Annotated in this window: 13 protein-coding genes and 1 pseudogene; 4 read left to right on the forward strand and 10 right to left on the reverse strand. The window is 59.5% G+C overall.

Annotated features, from left to right (window positions below; genetic code table 11):
• The first annotated feature begins 50 nt into the window (after positions 1 to 50).
• A complete protein-coding gene (gene ligD / locus HX899_RS06400) occupies positions 51 to 1,097 on the forward strand; it encodes a non-homologous end-joining DNA ligase (RefSeq protein ID WP_181291911.1) in 1,047 nt (348 codons plus the stop codon).
• 173 nt (positions 1,098 to 1,270) lie between these two features.
• On the opposite strand, the gene HX899_RS06405 is transcribed toward ligD, so the two are convergent.
• From HX899_RS06405 to HX899_RS06420, 4 genes are all read right to left on the reverse strand, one after another.
• Positions 1,271 to 6,355 (reverse strand): helicase-related protein, encoded by a 5,085-nt coding sequence (locus HX899_RS06405; protein WP_181291912.1) that lies wholly within the window; start codon positions 6,353 to 6,355, stop codon positions 1,271 to 1,273.
• 102 nt (positions 6,356 to 6,457) lie between these two features.
• Positions 6,458 to 7,063, reverse strand: a complete 606-nt coding sequence (locus tag HX899_RS06410; RefSeq protein WP_181291913.1) for a DUF1419 domain-containing protein — start codon at positions 7,061 to 7,063, stop codon at positions 6,458 to 6,460.
• 131 nt (positions 7,064 to 7,194) lie between these two features.
• Positions 7,195 to 8,130: a DUF3991 and toprim domain-containing protein gene (locus HX899_RS06415; protein ID WP_181291937.1), complete on the reverse strand. Its 936-nt coding sequence runs from the start codon at positions 8,128 to 8,130 to the stop codon at positions 7,195 to 7,197.
• 177 nt (positions 8,131 to 8,307) lie between these two features.
• Complete coding sequence (locus HX899_RS06420; RefSeq protein WP_181291914.1) at positions 8,308 to 8,487, reverse strand: hypothetical protein; 180 nt, start codon at positions 8,485 to 8,487, stop codon at positions 8,308 to 8,310.
• A 465-nt stretch (positions 8,488 to 8,952) separates the two neighbouring features.
• Here HX899_RS06420 and HX899_RS06425 point away from each other — a divergent pair.
• The 3 genes and pseudogenes from HX899_RS06425 to HX899_RS06435 all read left to right on the forward strand — a co-directional run bounded on the left by HX899_RS06425 (position 8,953) and on the right by HX899_RS06435 (position 11,222).
• A pseudogene (locus HX899_RS06425) lies at positions 8,953 to 9,547 on the forward strand (SOS response-associated peptidase family protein).
• Positions 9,548 to 9,688: 141 nt separating this feature from the next.
• Positions 9,689 to 10,600 carry a DNA-processing protein DprA gene (locus tag HX899_RS06430; RefSeq protein ID WP_181291915.1) on the forward strand — a complete coding sequence of 304 codons (912 nt, stop codon included), beginning with the start codon at positions 9,689 to 9,691 and terminating at the stop codon, positions 10,598 to 10,600.
• Positions 10,563 to 11,222 (forward strand): hypothetical protein, encoded by a 660-nt coding sequence (locus tag HX899_RS06435; RefSeq protein ID WP_181291916.1) that lies wholly within the window; start codon positions 10,563 to 10,565, stop codon positions 11,220 to 11,222. Before HX899_RS06430 ends, HX899_RS06435 begins: the two co-directional genes overlap by 38 nt.
• 33 nt (positions 11,223 to 11,255) lie before the next feature.
• Here HX899_RS06435 and HX899_RS06440 read toward each other — a convergent pair whose 3' ends face one another.
• The 6 genes from HX899_RS06440 to HX899_RS06465 form a co-directional block, all read right to left on the reverse strand.
• Positions 11,256 to 12,500: a phosphoribosyltransferase family protein gene (locus HX899_RS06440; protein ID WP_181291917.1), complete on the reverse strand. Its 1,245-nt coding sequence runs from the start codon at positions 12,498 to 12,500 to the stop codon at positions 11,256 to 11,258.
• 14 nt (positions 12,501 to 12,514) lie between these two features.
• The gene (locus HX899_RS06445) at positions 12,515 to 13,477 is read right to left on the reverse strand and encodes a DNA-processing protein DprA (protein ID WP_348647904.1); all 963 of its coding nucleotides are present in this window, start codon (positions 13,475 to 13,477) and stop codon (positions 12,515 to 12,517) included.
• A 15-nt stretch (positions 13,478 to 13,492) separates the two neighbouring features.
• Positions 13,493 to 14,413, reverse strand: coding sequence for a serine protease (locus HX899_RS06450; RefSeq protein ID WP_246697065.1), 921 nt, complete (start codon positions 14,411 to 14,413; stop codon positions 13,493 to 13,495).
• 296 nt (positions 14,414 to 14,709) lie between these two features.
• On the reverse strand, positions 14,710 to 17,973 hold the full coding sequence (locus tag HX899_RS06455; RefSeq protein ID WP_181291939.1) for an error-prone DNA polymerase: 3,264 nt from the start codon (positions 17,971 to 17,973) through the stop codon (positions 14,710 to 14,712).
• Positions 17,973 to 19,484 carry a DNA polymerase Y family protein gene (locus HX899_RS06460; RefSeq protein ID WP_181291919.1) on the reverse strand — a complete coding sequence of 504 codons (1,512 nt, stop codon included), beginning with the start codon at positions 19,482 to 19,484 and terminating at the stop codon, positions 17,973 to 17,975. Before HX899_RS06460 ends, HX899_RS06455 begins: the two co-directional genes overlap by 1 nt.
• Positions 19,405 to 20,160 carry an ImuA family protein gene (locus tag HX899_RS06465; RefSeq protein WP_181291920.1) on the reverse strand — a complete coding sequence of 252 codons (756 nt, stop codon included), beginning with the start codon at positions 20,158 to 20,160 and terminating at the stop codon, positions 19,405 to 19,407. The genes HX899_RS06460 and HX899_RS06465 overlap by 80 nt, the downstream gene beginning before the upstream one ends.
• Positions 20,161 to 20,355 lie beyond the last annotated feature (195 nt).

A 20,355-nucleotide genomic window follows, 5' to 3' on the forward strand; every position in this document is an offset into this window, starting at 1 on the left:
TTCCCCGATGATGTCACACGATTTTAAGCAATTGCTGCTGAACTCTGACCATGACAAAGCCGCCGCGCCAAAAATCCCAACCGCTCTTGCGGGAGACGGACGCCCCGATCCGCTCGCGACCGCGCAAACCACGCGATCCGGCGCAGCCGCAGCTTCCCTTCGACCCGATGCCTGATCGCATCGAACCGTGCCTGGCGCTGTTGAAGGAAAAGCCGCCGTCCGGAGCGGACTGGATCTACGAGATCAAATGGGATGGCTATCGTGTGGCGGTCCACATCGAGCCCAACTCGGTTCGGATCATCACCCGTGGCGGTCACGACTGGACCCACAGGTTTCCGGCAATCGCAGGCGCCGCGCGCAAGCTCGGCGTCGGGACCGCCATTCTCGATGGAGAGGCCGTCGTGCTCGATGCCGAGGGCCGCTCGGACTTCGGGGCGCTGCAGCGTTCACTCGGCGGGCGCGGGGGCAGGAAGGCTTCAGACGAAGCGATCCTTTACGCATTCGACCTGTTGTATTTCGACGGGCATGACCTGACGAAGATGGAGTTGTCCGGGCGTCGTCACCTCCTGGAAGGCCTGATCGGGGAAAGCGAGGGAGTAATCCGCGTTTCACAGGAGGTCGAAGCCGATGGCGCGACACTTCTGGAGGCCGCGCGCGAGCACGGCCTGGAAGGCATCATCGCCAAGCACCGCGACAGCACGTATCGATCAGGCCGGCTCGGCGACTGGCTGAAGATCAAATGCATCCAGAGCGAAAGCTTTATGATTGTCGGATACGAGCCATCCACCGCGGCGCGCGGCGGGATCGGCAGTCTGCTGCTGGCGGCCTACCAGGGCGACGCGTTCGTCTACGTCGGTTCAGTCGGGACGGGCTTCAAAGAGAAAGATGCACTCGAACTGCGCCGGATGCTGGACACGCTGAAGACCAAGCGTGCTCCAGTTACGGTTGATAGGAAGGGTGTCGTGTTCGTTCAGCCGACTTTGATTGCCGAGATCGAATATCGTGCCTGGACCGACGACGGCAAGCTGCGGCATGCCTCGTACAAGGGCCTGCGGGAGCTGCAGGACAACGCGGCGATCTACAAACTCCCGGAATAGCGCCTGTAGGCCGAAAAACGAAAGGGCGCTCGACCCTTTCGGGGAGCGCCCTTCCAACCCGGACAGCTACGCACGCGCGGCAATCGCACTGTGAGGCAAACTATCGAAACGGGTAATGACCGATAGATGTGTATGGACCACACCCGTTTCAAGTAACCTCAGTATGTCGCCGATCACGCGGCCTGCTGGCGATCCTCCTCTGGTTCGTCGGCGGTTGCCGCCAGATCCCTTTCGATCTCGTCCAGCTGGCTCAGCTTGAGTTCGAGCTCGGCTTCAAATGAGAAGCTTTCACCCAGACGCGGCGTGTAGGAGGCAAGCCGACGCTCGGCGTCAACCAGACGATTGCGATGGCTCTCACGTTCCTTTTCAAACCCGCCGAGGGCATGCTCGAGCCGGGAGATGGCCCCGATCGGCGTCGTAGTCACTGGAAGATCGATCTCATAGTCGCCACCGGTGCGTTGAAGAAACGTGTCGTAGCGATAACCGTCCTTGCCGAACCGCTCACCATTGTATGCGAGGTCGAAGCCGCCGATCGTGGCAATGATCACTTCTTTCTCCTGCTGCAACTGAACCAGCGTCAGGATCTCCTTCATCAGCGCGCGGCCGGCGAGCTTGCGCTCGTCGAATTTCGCGTTTCCAACTTGCATCGCGAATACGTTGCCCGCGGTTGGGACAAGACGGTCCATGTCCTTGCCCACATCCTCGATCCGGCGAGTGGAAAATTCGGTATCCCGTTCGGCGTCACGGATCTGCCGCCGGATCGCGTGCTGATCGTCGATATGAGCGGCCCGCAGCCGATCGAGACGGGCGATCTCGGCCTCGAGCCCGGCCTTCTGCATCAGCCGCTCGTCGCCGGACGCGATAGCCTTCGCCATGGCGAACTGGTTCGCCTGCCCTTCACCCATGTCCTCAAGCCGCCGAACGCTGGTGTCACCCGATAGTGCCGCCGCAATAAACCGGGCCTTGCGCTCATTGTTCTGCCACATGGTGGCGTCGAGGCTCCCGAGCGTTGCGTAGGCAAAGACGTCGACTTCGTCATGCTGATTGCCTTGACGAATAATACGGCCCTCGCGCTGCTCGATCTGCGATGGCAACCACGGAACATCGAGATGATGCAGGGCTTTCAAACGGGCCTGAACATTGACGCCGGTCCCCATGGTTTCGGACGAGCCGATCAGCACGCGAACCTTGCCGGCATTGAAGTCGTTGAACAGCCGCTGCTTGGCATCCGACTTCTTGTAGTCCTGCATGAAGGCGATTTCCGAGGCCGGCACGCCCAATCGGACCAGTTCATCGCGGATCCAGCGATAGGCCGAAAAGCCACGGGTCGCCTCCACATTGATCGTGCCGAGATCGGAGAAGATGAGCTGGCCGGCGCCCGGCCGGTCGAACGGCTTGCCGTCCTTGCGACGATACTCCGCCTCTCCCGTTTCCTGCCAGATCCGGTGAGCATTGGTGACAAGCGCGTTCAGCTTGTTGGCAGCCTCGTTGCCCATCGCCTGATCGACGAGGCGCAGATCGATCGCGGCGTGACGTCCGTCGGTGATGACCGACAGCAGGATGTCATCGCCGGGCTTGGCCGGGCCATCGCGCATCTCGATCGCCTTGATGCGGGCATCGAGCTGCTTCTGATAGGCTTTGAACGCCGGGGTCGGCTCGGCGGTGACGATCTGGCGCTTGCCGCCAGCGACGTCAGGGACTTTCACATATGTTTTCAGATCGACCGGCAGCACGACGTCGGCGAAAGATCGGAACATGGCGATCAGTTCCGGCACGTTGACGAACTGGCTGAAGCGCGTGACCGGCTTGTATTTGCCCGACGGCTGCAGTTCGAGTTCGGTCGAGGTATCGCCGAAGGTCGACGCCCATGCGTCGAACTCGTGCAGACCACGTTCCGACAACGCTGCCGGATCCATCATCCTCTGCACTGAGAACATTTCGCCGAGCGTGTTGGTGATTGGCGTGCCCGAGGCCAGCACCAGCGCCCTGCCCGGGTTTTTGGTTTCGATAAAGCGGGATTTGACAAACAGGTCCCAGGCGCGCTGCGAGCCATTCGGATCGACACCGCGCAGCGTCGACATGTTGGTGGCGAAGGACAGCTTGCGGAACTCCTGCGCTTCGTCGACGATGATCTGGTCGATGCCAAGCTCGGAGATGGTCAGCAGATCGTCCTTACGGGTGGCGAGGGATTCAAGCCGTTCCTTGTGACCTTCCTTCATGCGCTCGATGCGCTTGCGCGACAGCCGGTCTTGGTCGACCTTAACCAGCAGCTCCTCGTAAAGCTCCAGTTCGTCCTGGATCATCTGGGCCTCGAAGGCCGATGGCACCGCGATGAACCGGAATGCCGAGTGGGTGATGATGATGGCATCCCAGTTGGCGGTCGCCGCTCGTGACAGGAAGCGATGGCGCTTTTCCCTGACGAAGTTGGTCTCGTCGGCGACCAGGATGCGGGCATTCGGATAGAGCGCGAGAAATTCGCGGGCGGCCTGCGCCAGGCAATGGCCGGGCACGACCAGCATCGCCTTGTTGATCAGGCCCAGCCGGCGCTGCTCCATGATGGCGGCAGCCATGGTCAGCGTCTTGCCGGCACCAACGGCGTGGGCGAGATAGGTGGCGCCCGCCGAAATAATCCGCCAGATGCCGCGTTTCTGATGACCGTACAAAGAAAAGGCGCCAGAGGCGCCGGGGAGTTGCAGGTGATCGCCGTTGAAGGTTCGCGGCGCGATGTTGTTGAACGTGTCGTTATAGACGCGCGCCAGCCGGTCGGTGCGATCCGGATCTGACCAGATCCAGGACTGGAAAGCGGTCTTGATCTTGGCGAGCTTTTCCTTTGCGGCCTCCGTCTCCACCGTGTTCAGCACTCGTCGCTCGGTCTCGCCGTCGCGGACGGTATCGAAGATCTGCGGCACGGACGAATTCAGGGCGTCGGAGAGAAGCTGGCCGGCATGGCGGCGGTGGGTGCCCCACTCCGTGGTGCCAGCAGCCGACCATTCGAGTTGACGGGCATTGACCGTCCATGTCGCCAGTTCCGGCAGATGATGAATGGAGATATCGGCCTCCATCATCTGTTTGACGAAGGCGACAACATCATCGGCCGGGATCCACGGCGCGCCGAGGCGTGCGGTGATATCCGAGGGCCTGAGATCGGCGGGCTGGACGCGCTCCAGAGCTGTCACGTTTCGCGCGAAGACCGGATCGAGCTGGGCGGCAGCCCGGGCAACTGTGAGCTTCGAGCGGACTGCGCCAGACAAATAGGCATTTGACATCTGCCAGGAGCCGTTGGACGGATCGCGGAAGATCGCGTCCCCCAACTCATCGATCACATCGTCCACGCCACGATGCAGCAGCTCGGCAATATGATCGGGATCGACATGGCCGCGTTCGTTCAGAACAACCGCGAGCGCATCTGATGCCGAGGTGATCACTGGTGCTGGCGGCGGCGCAATCACCCGCTGGGTAAAGATCGGACCCGGCTTAGCTGTATTCGTCTCCAGATCGTAGTCCTCGATCGAGGCCACCAACCAGCAATCGGGATCGTCGAGGAAAGGCGCGAGATGCGGCCGGCGATGGACCTCCCTGACTTCACCGGTTTCCGGATCCTCCGATGTCGAAACTGAGGTGAAGTTGATCGGGCCGAATTCGCGCACGAAGCTCGACCAGGCGATGCGCAGCGCGACCTGCGCCTTTTGCCACGGCTGGTCGCGTTCCTGAAGCTTGATGATGAGCCGGACAGCGTCGCGGATCGGGATCAGCTTTCGGATGATCAGGGCGTGCTTGGCAAAGATGCCATCGGTGCTGCGGCCCTTCCTGACTTCGACTGGGACAGCGACGCCGCCTACCACCTGCATCAGGGCCGTGGCCTTGCCGATGAAATAGCTGCCCTCGCGGACCTTGGGATCATCAGGCCGCTCTGCCATCGCATCCGCCACCTCATCCTCAAGTTCGAAATCGATTGTGGATGGCTCGCCGTCATAGATGTCCGCAGGAAGCCGTTCGATGGCAGTTTTCAAGATCGTTTCAAGATCGTCATCTGTCGGCTGGCAGGTATAGGTTTCGCCGAATGGACCTGACGTAATCGCATGGCGTCCCAGCACCATCTCGGGATGATCGACGAACCACCTGTTGATACGGACGCTGTCGCCCTCGCCTTCCAACTCCACATCCGCGAGATCGAGCCAGCTATCGTCTCCAGCCGGCTCGTCAGCATGACGCTTCCGGAAGAAGAGGATATCGACAACGACATCCGTGCCGGCGTCAGCGCGGAAACTGCCTTCGGGCAGGCGGATTGCTCCAACAAGATCGGACATGCCGGCGATGTGGTCGCGGGCTCGGGCATCGGCCTTGTCCATGGTGCCGGACGACGTGACAAAGGCGGCAAGCCCGCCGGGCTTCAGCCGGTCGATGGACTTGGCGATGAAATAGTCATGCAGCCGCAAGCCGAGATTGCGGAAAGCCGGATCGCTCTTCACCGGTCGATCCGAGAACGGGGGATTGCCGATCGCGAGATCGAAATGATCGGGCAGGTTCGAGCGCGAGAAATCACCTGTGATGATTTTCGCGCGTGGCTGGAGCAGCCGAACGATGCGGGCGGTGACGGGATCGAGCTCGACGCCGGTGACGTGGCTCACCTTGGAGAGCGCCTCCGGCATCAGCGCCGGAAACATGCCCGTTCCGATCCCCGGTTCCAGGATCCGTCCGCCTTTAAAGCCCATGCGGATCAGCCCTGCCCAGATGGCACGAACGATAAACTCCGGCGTGAAGTGTGCATACTGGGTGCAGCGCGCCAGAGATGCGTAGTCCCCTGCCGCGACGGCGCTTTCCAGATTGCCACCGAGCTCTTCCCAGCCTCTACGAAAAGCGTCTTCGCCGGGACGCCTGAATATGCCGTTTGCCAAATCCGAGGCGCCGAAGCCGGTAAAGCGGATCAACCTGGCCTGCTGGTCAGGTCGGGCCGGCAGGCCCTGACGCTCGATCTCGTTGGCCAACAGGATGGCGGCAATGTTGTCACGCGCCCGGTCGCGCCAGGACTTGGCGAGGCCGCGCGAGCCCTGCAGCCGAAAATCGACCTTCGTCCGTATCTGCGGCGTGGATTTCGGCTCTTTGCGAACCGGAGCGGCTGGCGCCGGTGTCGAGGGCTGCGGATCGATATCGATATCGGTCCCGAAGTCTGCCGCGAAACCCGGCACACCGAGATCGAAACCGGATGCGAGAGCTGTATTGCCGAACAGGTCGATAGTGAAGGGATCGTCATGCGCCATGAGATAACTCCTGTGAGGTGGCGCGCCGAGGAACACTCGCTGTTGAGTGCGGGTGTTGCCAAGACGCAGAATGGTGAGGATTGGGAGGTGAAGGCTGCGCCGTCAGGCAGCGATGGTTTCTGGCAGGAGACGGAACTGCACCGGCAGTTTTGCGGCGATCTCCTCGTCGGTCAGATTGTCGAGGAGCTTCCAGATCTTCCCCTGAGCGGAGGGATATACGAGCACGATCTGGCGATTGCGCAAGTCGGCCGGAAAGCGTGCGTCGGCATAACCACGAAAATCCGGACCGGTCGCACTCCAGATATGATCGAGCTTTTCCTGTCGGTTCATGGCGCGCACCGGGCGGGATTCGCGGGCGATGATCTCGGCGCGCATCCGGGCGTGCGACTGGTGATCGCCCAGGTCGCAATAGCCGTGAAACCAGCGCGAGCGATCATCGATCGTCAGCGCAAAGAACACGCTGGTGACGCTGGCAGCCAGAAACTCGCGCATGGCGAACATGTCCCCGCGATAGAAAAGCGGCGGCAGGATCTCGAACATGTGGTCGTGGTCGGCTTCCGTGATTTCGAACCATTCGCCGACATAGCGCCTGCCGGAAATACGGTCATCGTCGAATGGCGACTGGCTGTGGCGGTTGAACAGGGCGTACATCTCGTGGCGGGTGGCGACGCCTTCGAACACTTTACGGATAGTGGGGGAAACGAACATCGGCTGCTCCTTTGGGGTTGGGGACCGAAGCGGAAGCCTGAACGACCTCTTCTTTCAGTCCTTTGATCACCCCTCCTCAGCCGGCGCCTCGCGGGCAGCGGGTCAAGGGCCGCCGTCAGGCGGGCGCAGCTTCACCCTTGATGCGCTGTCCGCGTATGCGGCAGCTCTCCTTTCTCCCTCCTCCCCTTCAATTCCTCATTCCAATCCTCAGCTTCCGGCCGTAGCCGCGAGAAATCGCAACCGGCGCGATCTGCCATCTGGCGCAGGCGATCGGCAAAAACCTCACCCTGAACGTTGTTGTCGGTCGCGGCCACCAGCCAAGCGCCTTCCCCGGAAGCCAGGGTCTCCAACGCCTGAGCGGTCAACGGCGACCAGCCGCCACCTGTGCTGACATAAAGCGTGTCGGGTATCGTCTGTTCGATCGCGGTCAGGCTAAGCGCATCGATTGCCGCCTCCGTCACACAGATCCGACGGGCATCCACCTTTCCAAACCGGAAGAGCGCCTTGGCGCCGCCGGTGGAAAACCCGCGCCACTCGGGGCCGCGCTCCTCCCAGCCGATGACGGCACCAGCCTCATCGACATGTTTTGCCCACATCGAGCCATATGGGCCTTCTCGAAGAACGTCCGCCTCAATCGCCGCAGAGATGACCTGCCACGGCAGCGCCCGGCTCTGTCGAAGATAGCTCCATGTCGCCGATGCGCGCCACGGCCGCTTTCTGTGGCGCCAGCGGTCAGTGATCGAAGCCATTGTTTGCGCGTGACCGATAGGTTTTTCCCAGACCGGTGCAGTTGGCTGAAACGCGACCAAGTCGCCGACAGCCGCCAGGGCTTCTGCAAATCCGATCCCATGCAGATAGCTTGCAAGAGCGAACACATCGCCCTTGGCGTCGGAACGGGCATCGAACCAGCCTCTGTCGTCGTGGATCACGATGACGATGTCATCGTCTCGCCGGAATTTGACTGCCCGGCGCGTGCTTTCTTTCCTGTCTATCGCGAAGCCCTCATGCTCAAGGACGGCTGCGCATCCCACCCGGGTACGCAGCTCTTCGATGTCATTCTTTTCCATATCACCTCCTTTAGCTTTCCTGACTGTTCGGACTGGCTGCGTCCAGGCCGCGAAGATGGAAGCGTGCAAGGGCGCGGTTCGCAATGTGCAGATCTGCCGGGAAAGATCGCGGCGAAGCCTCCCTTGCGCGCGCATCAGCGCAAGCGGCACGCCTTCCCCCCCGAAGGGGTGATCGGCTCAATGAGCCGATCCATAGGCAAAGGGGTCATATTCGTTGATGATGGCGTCCTCGTCGCCGTCATACTCGGCGGAAGGCATGACGCCGATCTCACCATCGATTTCGAAGAGGGTGACCGGGACCATCAGGGTCTGGGCAAGATCGAGTGCGTGGTTTTGTGCGAGGCTGAGATCCGACATGTGAGGCTCCATCCAGTGGCGGGGCCGATCCCCGCTCGATGGCACCCGTTTGATCCGGGCCTGACCGCGGTCACCTCGGCGGCGCAGCCAGAGAGGTCGCAGGGACTGCGAACCCCTTGCGGGTTGACCGTCCAAGGACGGGACTGGATTAGGGATGCCAGACAAGAGAGCTGGGTTCGGCAACGCCATTGGTTGGAGCGCAATAGCGTTCGGTCTGAATTGCACGGCCACTTTCGTGATCAAGCAACCTGCTGGTTCGGCGACGACGAAGGGATGGAACTTCGCGCCATCGGCCTGCTGGGATGGGAACATTGAGGTTACCTCACGTGTTGCTAGAGACGCTGATCGACGCACGCGTCAGGGATGACAGCCCGAAGGGTGAAGACTTGAAATTCAAGGCTTCAGCGCAGCCAACAGCCCGGTCCCGGAGGGTGACGCCATACTCAGGAAAGCCAGGTCTCGCCTATGTGCAACGATTATGAACAACACATCCGCTACGCGGAATACTGCAAGATGATGCAGGACCTGGCGCTCGGTATCCCCACGCATCAAACCGAACTGGATATGCCGCATGCTGACGACATCAAGATCGGTGACAGCGCCCCGGTCATGCGAGCTGCCGACGACGGTATCGTAGAGTTGGTACAGATGAAGTTCGGGTTTCCCGCGACCGGCAAGGGCGGCTCGGTTTTCAATTTTCGCTCGGAAGGCAGACATTTAGGCGACAGCCACCGCTGTCTTATTCCAGCCAGCGCCCTTTTCGAGTTCACCGGGAAGAAATATCCGAAGGCGAAGCACCAGTTCGCGCCCAATGGTGCTCCATTCATGGCGGTAGCGGGAATATGGCGCCAAGGCGAGGGAAACCATCCGCCGGCGTTTACGATGCTGACCACAGAACCCGGCCCGGATGTGAAGCCATACCACGATCGCCAAAGTCGTCGTCCTTCAATCCGAAGATTGGAGTGCATGGATTGACCTGACGAAGACCGAGGCAGAGTTGCTGCGGCCACTTCCGCAATGTTCGCTAGCGGTTGAGACCGTGCGGTCAGGAAACGATTAGGATCAGCACTTGTTAGCGTCATGGATATTGATGTTCTCTATTTGTTCTCCTATAAGGTGTTAAGAATGCGTTGGGCGGCTCGATTAAGCTTGACGCATCCTTGCCATGGCATGTGAATGAAAAAAGAACTGGGCAGGCAAAATGAAGCAAGCGACTCTTTGGAACGTCAAGAACGACGTGGGACCTTTATTTGATCCTATCGATGCCGCGCTGGAACTTGGCGCGTACGAGGCAATGTGGACCGAACAAAACGCAAGCTTCAAATCACTTGCAGAAAAGTTCGCAGAATCTCCTGATGCCCGACCATCTGATTTCATCCCCCCGGAACAGGCAAGGCTGGTCGCAAGCCGGGTTATTGACAAGCTCCGCGGTCCTGATGGGACGCGTTTTGATGTGCGGGTCAGGGGCGAACTCGAATATCCCGAGCGGTTGCGGCAAGCCACCCATCCCGTGGAACTCCTTTATTTTCAGGGCCGGTGGGAGCTGATTGCGACGCGATCAGTAGCCGTTGTGGGCACCAGAAAACCAAGTGGCGAGGGGTTGAGCCGGGTTAGGCATCTTGTGAAGAGGCTCGTGCAAGATCAGTTTACAATCGTATCGGGCCTCGCTGAAGGCGTCGATACGGAAGCTCACAACGCTGCAATTGCAGCTGGTGGTGAGACGATCGCGGTCATCGGCACGCCCTTGAACCATGTCTACCCGAAATCGAACGCGAGCCTGCAGGAGCGTATCGCGAAGGACCATTTGCTGATCAGCCAAGTCCCGCTAGAGCGATATGAGGCTCAAAACTTCCGAGTGAACCGTTTCTTTTTCCCCGAGCGGAACAAGACGATGTCGGCCCTCACGGAGGCGACCATCATCGTTGAAGCCGGAGAAACATCCGGAACGCTGGTGCAGGCGAGAGAGGCTCTTAAGCAAAAACGGAAACTCTTCATTTTGAACAGCTGTTTTGAACGATCGGATCTGACGTGGCCGACGCGGTTTGAAGCCGAAGGCGCCATAAGAGTACGCGAATATGACGACATCAGACGCGAGCTGGTCAGCTCGTCTTAGGGTCGTAGGCGATCTCGAGCGCCCCGATCACTTCTATCTTGATGATAGCGATACCTGCGCGTATTTCGGTACGTATACGCCGCGGGCGGGATTCGCTCACAGTTATACAAATCAGATCATCAGCAATCTAAAGAAGAGCCCCTCCGTTCGCAACACCGGACAATGGCAGCACAAGCAGCGCGCGATTGCCAATGTCGGGGCCGCGATTGCCCAGAACGTCAACGCTAACAGCTGGCAGAATACAGTATTTGTCCCCATTCCGCCGTCGAAACGGCGAGATTCGCAAGAATTCGATGACCGAATGTTGCGCGTGGCTCAAGCGATGGGACACAACGCAGATGTGCGCGAAGTGCTTTATACTGCGGTGGAACGAGAGGCCAGACATACAAAGACTGATCGACGTGACCGCGATGCGTTGCGAGCATCGCTAGCAATTGATCCTCGCTTTGTCGCCAACCCCAAGCCGCAAGTCGTTCTTCTCGATGACGTACTCACGACCGGATGTAGTTTCAAAGTCTGTAAAGAGATGATTGGCGAAATCTGGCCCGAATCGTCCATCATCGGCGTATTCGTTGCACGCCGCGTTCCGCAGAATCCGTTCGCTGACTTTGATACGGAATAGCTGCCAGCTGCGTCGATGCTCTCACGCGTGAACCTACGGCCAGTCCCACGCCGAATATCGTTTGAAGGCGTCCGCGACTTGCTCTGGTGCCTGAGGGTTTCGAATTTGCGCACCGTTTGGAAAGACATTTACTTGCGTTGTTGCCGTAGCATACGGCTTGTAGGGATCCTTGAGTTCAGGGGCGGTGCCCGCCAGGGCACGGTAATGATTTCCTCCTGGCGTTTTCAGCCAAGCCGCGCAGATGACGTCAGCTCCCGTCGCTTTAACGAAAGCTCGGGCCGCCTCAAGGGAAAAACCCTCAGTTAAGATATCGTCGACGACCAAAACGGTCTTGCCTGGCTTAAGAGGACTGGCTTTATATCGACCACCGAGAGCCCCTGTCTTCAATGGGTCACGGCGAAGCCTAATCGTGGACAGCTGATTTCCGTGGTCCAGGGCGATGCCTTGTTGACGGGCCGTCTGAGACTTTTGCGCCGGAGCATGGCGTTCCACAAGATCGACCAAATAGCTGGCACGCAAGGTATCAGCCACAATCTTAAGAGCGTTCGATAGAACCTTCTGGCTGGAATTGGGATGATGGCCTGGATAGGGTGCCACGTAGTTGATGACCCTCCCCAACCCGGAGAAATAGAGGCGCGCGCCCATCAAGCGGCCCCAGAACCGCACATCGCCTTTATTGAATTTCACGGCCTGTTTCGCATCGGTAGAATAGGCACCGGCGGTTGGATAGGACTTGGAATACTCTGCAAGAGGGGCGATGGAATAGACCTTCAGGTCGCCCTGCTCGATCGCCCAAAACCAGTCACCGATTGAAAGACAGCAACAATCGACAAACCGAGCGATGTCCTTCGGCGACTCGAATTCGAACCCGTAGGCACTGTTCTGCGCGTGCCAGCGGGCGTTGAGAAACATAAGTTTCCCGTTTCTGGCAGCGATCATATCCTCCTTCGTCGAACCGATATAGATCGCCTCCTCCGGCTGCCAGTTTTGAGTTTTCAAAACATGATCCATAGCACCGGCAAACTGCTTCATCGGCATATCGCGGCCACCCCGATAGTAGGGGATCTTGTGACCGACGACCTCGCTTAGGATATCAGGGATCTCACGCTTTGACGCCGTTTCGATCCAACTGCTGTTGCTGACGATCACCGGCATGACATTTCTGTTCGTTAAGAACTTCAGCAGCTTGTTGGTCTCGTCCATTAACACAGGATCGATGCTACCCTTGACAACGAGGGTGTCGCGCAGAGAAAAGATCGCGCCTTTCAAGGTGTACATTTTCACGCGCCCCGCTAAAGAAAACTAGTCTGTCGATACTGTTGGTCGTCATGTACAGATCGCTCTACGAAGTCCCGAAAGGCTTCATCCTGCCCCGGCACGGTGAAAACTTGCCGAGGCCCGCGTCCCGCCGGAAGAATTATCGGTCGATGATCCCATGTGGGTAGCCGTAGACCGGCGATTGCCCTGCCAAGGCCGGCTGCGTACCGAACTGTATGGGCCGTGCCACTGCGTTCCTTCCACTCGACCGGGATGAGCGCTCTGGCCAATGCCGCCTGTAACCTGTTGCGACGAACAAAGTTCATGGCACTGTAGCTTTCCCCCGGTAGATATTCGGTGATGATGGCCCCGCCGGCACCAACAATTTTCTCACGAATCGGCCCAATATTTTTTGGATAATCCGCAGTTATCCCGGTTCCCAACACGGCAATTGTGGGCACTTTTGCAGTAAGGCTGGCATTGTGGATCGATTGATCAATCCCTAGTGCAAGCCCACTGACCGTGGGGTGGCCCCAATGGCTCAGAGTCAGGCCGACATATTCAGCGAGCCATAGCCCGTCGCTGGATGGATCACGGGTTCCGACGATCGCAATAGACGGCACGCTCAGGACTTCCGCATTGCCCTGAACGAACAACCAATGTGGCGGATCGTCGAGGTGAAGCAGGGTGCGCGGATAAAGTTTGTCGGACCGAAGGACGATCTGGATTTGCCTTGCCTCAAAAGTAGATTCAAGCTGATCGACGGATCTGGCAAGGGCGTTCCTTATTCCGTCCCAATCGGCTTTCGGGCTATTGGGAAGGCGCGCGCCTTTCGATTTGAGCAACTGGCACAGCTCCTCCCCCTGAGAATTGAAAACAGATTGAAATGATCGTTTCGACTCTGCGATCTGCCAGAGCGTCTGAAAGCCTACACCCTTCATCATCGCCAAAGAGAGGAACGCTGTTTTTTCGCTGGTCAAATCTGGCTGATTGTCCACGTGCACCCCACCGCCTTATTCTGTGCTGCCGGAGCGCTTGGCCGCTCGTGCAGCTTGCCGCGCTTCCAGGTCTTCGCGCGCCATAGCAATGGTTTCTTCAACGGTCGGCGGCAGCTGACGCTGGGGCGTGAGTCCATGCTGTTCCAAAACTTCATGCAACGGCTCAATGCTTAATATAGTGAAGAATCCCGGCTCAGGTTTTCCGAATTGCTCTAGGCTCTCGATAACCATTCCGAGGACGAAGCCACGTTCGTGAAAGACAGGCCCGCCGCTGAAGCCACCGCGTGAAGGGCCCGACACCACGAAACGGACGTAGCGGTCACGATACGTATCCACGACGCCATTGACTTCAACGGTGGCGGCAAGCTGAATTGGATCCTTGGCGGTCGGCACCGGCGGATATCCGAAGACGATACCTTTTGTCAGCAACCAATCAGCATCCACAATCCAGTCATCGTAGTGAAATCCCAGCGCCATCGCGGGAGTGTTTCTATCGATGCCGCCCATGACGAAGGCGGCGACATCAATCGCATCATCATTGTGGAAAAATGGACCACGGAGGACGTGCGGTTTCTCGTGGTGCATGGACCAGATGGGGATTTCGCCATTGAGCATTCCACCGGTGCGCGCTTCCTCGATCAATTCGTCTCTGAAGATCCAGCCCCTGCTATAAGGAACGACGGAAAGGACTTCATTGTCTTCCAATACGTGCCGAGCCGTGAGGTAGACGCCCTCTCCAACGTGAAAGGCCGTCCCTATTCCTTCGTCACCCGAGGGCAGCTTGACCACGACAGCAGCACAAGCCAACGCACCAACTCTGAGGATTAACCGTTGAAAATCTTCAGACCATTCGGCGCGTCGATCTGCCTCCTCGATTGTCATGGGCCTGGGCGGGCCGCCTTCCGGCCATTCGTTTGTTCCGAGCGACTCGTTCATGTTGATGCAATCCATCCATTGCGAACTAGTGAGGCAGTACCCCATGACAGTTCAGGCGCTGTGATTTAGCCTTCCAATGAACGTTCCGGTGGAACCGCCCTGAAGACCATACGTGCCCGATGAACCGCAGAAATTGACCCCGCCCAGCCGGGCGAAGCGCAGGAGGATCATCGGGTCACGATACATACAGGGTGAGTTTCTCACCACGTTTATTTTCACCAGATCCGACGAAACCGGCGCCCGGCAATACCTTATGCATTGCGCACCTCGACGCACGCATCTCGCAATCTTCTTATCTACTGAAAATTCCTGCTCTTCACCTTCAACGTGTCGATATGGAGATCGGGGACGAACAAATCCCTCGACTTCACACCCATAGACGGCCGCTCCCGGCTATCCGGACTTCCCGGCGATCCATGCGCGAACTCGTCGCCCCGTCCTGACGGCAGCCGGAAACCATCCCGCTCGCCCAGGCTTGCCAGGTCCGGCGTGAGATCGAACATTCGTTGTGCCACTAAATGCACGACGCCGCCTTCGCGCTGTATCTTTCCGTTGATCGCCATCATAGCCGATCCGAGGACGACGCAGCGCTGCTTTTCGAACAGGCTTGGCCAGACGACAATATTGGCGACGCCTGTCTCGTCCTCGATGGTCATGAACATGACGCCCTTGGCGCTTCCCGGTTTCTGGCGGACGAGGACAAGGCCAGCCGTCATCAGCCATCGCCCGTCACGCGCCGTTGTCGCCTCGGCGCAGGTGACGATGTTTCGGCGGGTGAGATCGTCGCGCAGGAAGCTGACCGGATGGGCACGCAGCGTCACACCAGTATGCCCGTAGTCCTCGACGACATTGGCACCTTCGGTCATGTGCCGAAGCGTCACATCCGGTTCCTGCAGTTCGGCAATCACCGCCCGTTCGCGATCGGCAGCCGCGGCAAACAGAGGAAGCGGTTCATCGCGCAAGGCCTTGATCGCCCACAGCGCATCGCGCCTTTCAAGTTTCAAGTCCGGTCGAAACGCATCGGCTTCGGCCAGCTTGACCAGGGAGGCCGAGGATACCCCGGCGCGCCGCCACATATCGTCGATGGAGACGAAGCGCTCCTCGCCACGCGCCACCGCGATTTTTGCTGCATCCTGTTCGGGTAGGCCCTTTACGAGACGCATCCCGAGGCGCACGGCATGGTCGTCTGTTCCGATGATCTCCTCAAGCGTGCAATCCCACCGTGAACGATTAATGCAAACCGGCCGGATCGCCACCCCGTGAGCCCGGGCGTCAGTTACAATCTGTGCCGGCGCATAGAACCCCATCGGTTGCGCATTGAGGAGGGCGGCACAGAACACATCCGGATAATGACACTTCAGATATGACGAGGCGTAGGCGATGAGCGCAAAGGACGCGGCATGGCTCTCGGGAAAGCCATAGGAGCCAAAACCCTCGAGCTGCGAGAAGGTCTTTTCGGCAAACTCTTCCGTGTAGCCGTTTTTCACCATGCCCTGGACAAGCTTGTCCTTGAACTTCGAGACCCCGCCGGTGAACTTGAAGGTCGCCATCGAGCGTCTGAGCGCATCGGCCTCCCCGGCGGTAAAGCCCGCGCAGACAATCGCGACTTTCATGGCGCTCTCTTGAAATAGCGGCACGCCCAGCGTCTTTCCGAGCACCGCCTCCAGTTCCGGCTTGGGATAGACCACCGCTTCCTTGCCTTCGCGCCGTCTCAGATAAGGATGCACCATGTCGCCCTGGATCGGCCCGGGGCGAACGATCGCCACCTGGATCACCAGGTCATAATAGGTCTGGGGTTTCAGCCGCGGCAACATCGACATCTGCGCGCGCGATTCGATCTGGAAGGTACCGAGCGTGTCGGCCTTGCGGATCATCGCGTAGGTCGGCGGATCTTCCGGCTCGATGGTGGCGAGATCGAGCGTTATGCCCTTGTGCTCCTGCAAAAGGGCAAAACCCTTGGCCATGCAGGTGAGCACTCCCAAGGCGAGCACATCGACCTTCATGAACTTCAACGCCTCGATATCGTCCTTGTCCCATTCGATCGTCTGGCGATCCTCCATCCGAGCCTGCTCGATCGGCACCAGTTCGTCGAGGCGGTTATTGGTCAGGACGAAGCCGCCGGGATGCTGGCCCAGATGACGCGGCGCGCCCATCAATTGCTGGGCCAGTTCCAGTGTCAGCCGCAGGCGCCGGTCGGACATGTTCATGTTCAGCTCGTTGACCTGCTTTTCACCGACGCCCTCCTTGCTCCAGCCCCAGACACCGGCCGACAGCGCCGTGATCATGTCTTCGGGCAGGCCGAGCACCTTGCCAACGTCGCGAAGGGCGCCCTTGGCGCGGTAACGGGTGACGGTCGCGCAAAGGGCAGCCTTTTGCCGGCCGTAAGTCTTATAGATCCACTGGATCACCTCCTCGCGTCTGGCATGTTCGAAATCGACGTCGATGTCGGGCGGCTCGTTGCGCTCAGCTGAGATAAAGCGCTCGAATAGCAGATCGTTGGCGGCCGGATCGATCGCGGTAATCCCCAGCACGTAACAGACTGCGGAATTGGCGGCGCTGCCACGCCCCTGACACAGGATGCTCTGAGATCGCGCAAAGCGGACGATGCTGTAGACCGTCAGAAAGTAAGGCGCGTAGTCGAGTTTGTGGATCAGATCGAGTTCGTGATTGAGGGTTTTCACCACGTCGTCCGGCACCCCTTCGGGATAGCGATCGCACACGCCCTGCCAGGTGAATTTTTCCAGCGTCTGCTGCGCCGTCAGTCCGGGGATGATTGCTTCCTCGGGATATTGATAGGTCAGTTCGCTCATGTCGAAGCGACAGCGGTCGACAATCTCTCGGGTGCGGGCGAGCGCCTCCGGGTACCGGATGAACAGCCGGTACATTTCCTCCGGCGGCTTCAAAAACCGATCGGCATGCCGTTCGCGCAAGAAACCGGCCTGGTCGATGGTGGTGCGATGGCGAATGCAGGTGACGACATCCTGCAATTGCCGCCTGCCCGGCTCATGAAACAGCACGTCGTTGGTGACGACCGGCCGGACCTTTTGCCGGATCGCCAGGGTGTTGAGCTCATGCAGGCGCAGTTGGTCGTTCGGCCGCCGGCGCAGCGTCAGCGCCATATAGGCGCGATCGTCAAATATCTCTTTCATCTTGCGCAACTGGACGGCGCAGGCGTCATCGGCCTCGTCGGGGATCAGGATGGCGAGCAGGCCCTCTGCATAAAGAGTCACATCTGTCAGATCGAGGATACATTTTCCTTTGCCACCCCGTTCTTTGCCGAGCGACAGAAGCCGGCAAAGCCTCGAATAGGCAGCCCGGTCCGTTGGATAGACCAGCATCGACATGCCGTCTGTCAGATCGAGCCGGCAGCCAACGACCAGCCGGACGCCAGTTTCCTTGGCCGCTTCCCAGGCGCGCACGATGCCGGCAAGGCTGTTGCGATCGACGATGCCGAGCGCCGCAATGCCGAGTGCCTTTGCCGTGGCAAACAGCTCATCGCAGCCTGACGCACCACGCAGGAAGGAAAAATGACTGGTGACCTGGAGTTCGGCGTAGCGCATCAGCCGTAGATCCCATGCAGAAACCATTTGGCCGTTCCGGTCGCGGGATCCACCCCGTCGCCGGAGCGAAAGACCCAGAAACGATTGCCGTCCTCGTCTTCGACCGAATAATAATCCCTGACAGCCTCCATCTCGGATGAACGAACCCACCACTCGCCGAATACACGTTCCGGCCCGTCACCACGCTTAATGCGCCGGCGCTTGCCGCGCCACGTCATGGATGCCGGCGGATGGTCGGGTGTGAGCGCAATCACCTCGATCCGTTCCGGGTGCTTCAGCATCCGGCTCGGCCGGGGCCAACGGGTCGGCCAGGCCTGACCCAGCTTTTCGGAAATGGCGGAGACACGCCCGACATTGCGCTCGGGAACGTCGCTTTCAACCGGCGCCAGCCGGTACATGCGCTGGCCGCGATTTCCAAAACTGTCGAGCAGCGGCGTAACGTCGATGACCGTTTCTTCGACAAGCGAGGAGATCGACTGCTTCTCTTCGAACGGTTCGATCATGGTAGCAGTGAGGGACAGTTTTTCGATACCGAAACCGGGATCGATCTTCTCGATGCTGGAACAGAGAAGCTTTGTCAGATGAGGAATATCACGCACCGGCTTTGCCGTGCCGGCGCGAAGGGACTGCAATGTGTTGTCGACGCGGTAGACAATCAGATCGGCGCGACGAACGCCCTGCCCTTGCGTCTCCAACGCGGCGCAGAGTTCGACCACCAGCTTGCCGATATATTTGGCGATGGTTTCGGCAACCCCGATCGGTTCGGAAAAGGAACGGGCCACTTCGATCAGGTCAGCGGCGCGAATGGGGTCAATCGGTTCCGCGAGGCGCCCGAACATCTGATCGAGCCTGCGACCGACCTCCGGCCCGAAACGCAATGTTAGAGGCGCTCTCGGCGTTGCAGAAAGCTCGCCGACGGTCCGGAACCCGAGCACGGTCAGGCCGCTGACAATGTCCGGCGGCAGACGAAGGCTGGAAATCGGCAGATTGACGACAGCTTTGGCTGTCTCACCAACCGGCACGATAATCGTCTCCCGCCGGGTGGCACGGGCAATGGCGTGGGCGCTGCCCCAGGTATCTGCAATGGCGCCGCGCGCCTGAAGACCGTGTCCTCTCAGAGCATTGACAAGACCAGTGAGCATCGGCAATTCACCGCCGCGCAAATGGTCGGCGCCCTCGGTATCCATGACAATGCCATCGGGACTGTCCATCGCGACCACCGGCGTATATTGGCGCAGCATCCATAGCGCCAGGCGCTCGATCGCCAAGGCGTCGCCGTCCGGATCGGCATCAACTATGTGCAGGCCGGATATCATCGCCTGGGCTTTGGCGGCCGGCATGCCGATGCGGACGCCGGCCTTGAAGGCCGCAGCGTCGATCGCTGCGACGGTGCGTTTTGATCCACTGCGGGAAACAACCACAACAGGTGTTTCAGCCGAAATGCTGGGATCGGCGCGCCTGATCCTGTCCGTCGCGAGCGTGGGGAGAAAGACTGATACGACCCGTGGCATCGCAGGCACCTATTTCAAATTCCGCGGCTTCTCCCGCTCTTGCTCTGATCAATTCCGCCAGCCACCGCGCCCGCCCGATGCCCGGCACGGGAAGCGGCTCGGATGGCAAAACGCTGATGCGCCATCGTGTCGTGGCGGCCGTCGGCTGCCCGAAATCAGCGGCCTCCGTCGGGCGACGCCATCGTCGAAGCGCAATGCCAATCGTTCCTGAAGCCTCAGCCGCCAGCTGCAGGCGCCGCGAGGCGGTCATCGGCAGTCGGACCAACTCGGCGACCACGGCCCCCAGCCCGCCAAAACGCAGGCCCTCTTCGAAATTCGTGAGCACGTCCTCTTCCCGGTCGGCTTCGACATAGATCACGCGATCATGATGGAGCCCCGCCTGGGTGAGTGCCGGGGCAAACAGGTCGGGCCGCGTCAGACACCAGAGCACGTCGCCCTTGGTTCGCGCGACAATGCCAGCGACAAAGAGAGCGGCGGCGGCGCCATGCACGGCGTCGGCGCCACCACCGGCCACTTCGTGCAAGGAGCCGCAGGCCAGCCCACCACCGGGAAGCTTTGCGTCGATCTCGGCAATTCCGAACGACAGCACCTCGCCCTTGCGCGCAGTTCCGCCTTCAAGCCGCCGGATGCGGTCCTGAAGTTCGGAAATGACGGGGTTGGCGGCTGTGATTGGCATCGGTTTCCTACGTCAAGAGTGCATTTGCATAGTCAAAAAAAGCTGATATGTTCTGTTTTTGTTCTTTAAACGACGATGAGTCAACGGGCAAGAATCGGGTGGATAGCAGCCGGCATCACGAGACGGCTGTTGCTCAAACGATTCATCAAGCAGATTCAATTCGATGCTGAATGTGACAAAAAATATCGTGGATGA

This window comes from Rhizobium sp. WYCCWR 11146, assembly GCF_013591995.1.
In the GTDB taxonomy this organism is placed as follows: Bacteria; Pseudomonadota; Alphaproteobacteria; order Rhizobiales; family Rhizobiaceae; genus Rhizobium; species Rhizobium indicum.

Excerpts from the sequence above, each read along its gene's own strand:
- ligD (WP_181291911.1), top strand. The coding sequence starts at position 51 with ATGACAAAGCCGCCGCGCCAAAAATCCCAACCGCTCTTGCGGGAGACG.
- HX899_RS06405 (WP_181291912.1), bottom strand. The coding sequence starts at position 6,355 with ATGGCGCATGACGATCCCTTCACTATCGACCTGTTCGGCAATACAGCT.
- HX899_RS06410 (WP_181291913.1), bottom strand. The coding sequence starts at position 7,063 with ATGTTCGTTTCCCCCACTATCCGTAAAGTGTTCGAAGGCGTCGCCACC.
- HX899_RS06415 (WP_181291937.1), bottom strand. The coding sequence starts at position 8,130 with ATGGAAAAGAATGACATCGAAGAGCTGCGTACCCGGGTGGGATGCGCA.
- HX899_RS06420 (WP_181291914.1), bottom strand. The coding sequence starts at position 8,487 with ATGTCGGATCTCAGCCTCGCACAAAACCACGCACTCGATCTTGCCCAG.
- HX899_RS06430 (WP_181291915.1), top strand. The coding sequence starts at position 9,689 with ATGAAGCAAGCGACTCTTTGGAACGTCAAGAACGACGTGGGACCTTTA.
- HX899_RS06435 (WP_181291916.1), top strand. The coding sequence starts at position 10,563 with ATGACGACATCAGACGCGAGCTGGTCAGCTCGTCTTAGGGTCGTAGGC.
- HX899_RS06440 (WP_181291917.1), bottom strand. The coding sequence starts at position 12,500 with ATGTACACCTTGAAAGGCGCGATCTTTTCTCTGCGCGACACCCTCGTT.
- HX899_RS06450 (WP_246697065.1), bottom strand. The coding sequence starts at position 14,413 with ATGAACGAGTCGCTCGGAACAAACGAATGGCCGGAAGGCGGCCCGCCC.
- HX899_RS06455 (WP_181291939.1), bottom strand. The coding sequence starts at position 17,973 with ATGCGCTACGCCGAACTCCAGGTCACCAGTCATTTTTCCTTCCTGCGT.
- HX899_RS06460 (WP_181291919.1), bottom strand. The coding sequence starts at position 19,484 with ATGCCACGGGTCGTATCAGTCTTTCTCCCCACGCTCGCGACGGACAGG.
- HX899_RS06465 (WP_181291920.1), bottom strand. The coding sequence starts at position 20,160 with ATGCCAATCACAGCCGCCAACCCCGTCATTTCCGAACTTCAGGACCGC.